Raw genomic sequence first — 1,275 nt, forward strand, 5'->3', positions numbered from 1 at the left:
TACGAGTGAGTTGCTGTCGATCATCGAGGGTATGCAGCGGGTGGTGCGTAAGTTGCGCGTGCCCGGGCATGCGGTGGTCAACCAATTGGGCTTAGTGGCCACCGGATCGGAGTTGGGTGGCACGCTGGGTCAGGCGTTGGCGGATCGGTTGCGGATCACCAAAGCCGAGGCGGATCGGCGTATCGCCGAGGCCGCGGTGCTGGGTCCGCGCCGCGCGCTGACCGGCCAGCCGCTGCAACCGGTGCTGGTCGCGACCGCGGCCGCCGAACGCCGAGGGCTCATCGGCGACGCCCAGGTGGGGGTGATCCGCAAGTTCTTCACCAAATTGCCCGACACCGTCGACGCGCCCGCGCGGGCCGAGGCCGAGGCCAAGCTGGCACTGTTCGCCACCGGGTTTCGCCCCGACGAGCTGGCCGAGTACGCCCGGGTCTACAAGGACTGCCTGAAGCCCAACGGGGACTTCGATCCCGACAAGGCCGCCCAGCCGGCCCGCAACCGCGGCATCACGCTGGGCAAACAACAACCCGACGGCCTGTCCAAGATCAGTGGGTACATCAGCGCCCAATGCCGCGCCACCGTCGAGCCCGTGCTGGCCAAACTCGCCGCACCAGGGATGTGCAACCCGGCCGACGACGCACCGGTGATCGACGGGCGCGCCCCCGCTGCGGCCGTGGACCGCGACACCCGCACCGCGCCGCAACGCAACCACGACGCCCTCAACACCGCGCTGCGCGCCCTGCTGATGTCGAAAACCCTGGGCCAGCACCACGGACTGCCAACCTCGATCGTCATCACCACCACCCTGGCCGAACTCGAAGCCGGCGCCGGGCGCGCCCTGACGGCCGGGGGCACCCTGCTGCCCATGTCCGAAGTGATCCGGCTGGCCTCCCACGCCCACAACTACCTGGCCATCTTCGACAAAGACAAAACCCTGGCCCTCTACCACGGCAAACGCATAGCCACCCCCGAACAGCGCCTGGCCCTCCTGGGCCGAGACCGCGGCTGCACACGCCCCGGCTGCACCGTGCCCGGCTACTGGACCCAGGTCCACCACCTCGAAGGCTGGCTGGCCAACCGCCGCACCCACATCGACGAACTCACCCTGGCCTGCGGACCCGATAACCGCATGGTCGAACTCCGCAACTACGTCACCCGCCGAAACGCCCACGGCGACACCGAATGGATCCCACCCCGACACCTCGACCACCGACGCCCCCGCACCAACTGCATGCACCACCCCGAGAGACCACTCAAACCCGAAAACGACGAGCCGGT

The 1,275-nt window shown here is 68.8% G+C and carries 1 protein-coding gene; it reads left to right on the forward strand.

Annotation, left to right across the window (positions count from 1 at the left end):
- On the forward strand, positions 1 to 1,275 hold a 1,275-nt coding region (locus A5645_RS17980; RefSeq protein WP_065130540.1), incomplete at both ends, for an HNH endonuclease signature motif containing protein.

The sequence above is a fragment of the Mycobacterium asiaticum genome (assembly GCF_001673635.1).
Taxonomy (GTDB): domain Bacteria; phylum Actinomycetota; class Actinomycetes; order Mycobacteriales; family Mycobacteriaceae; genus Mycobacterium; species Mycobacterium asiaticum_C.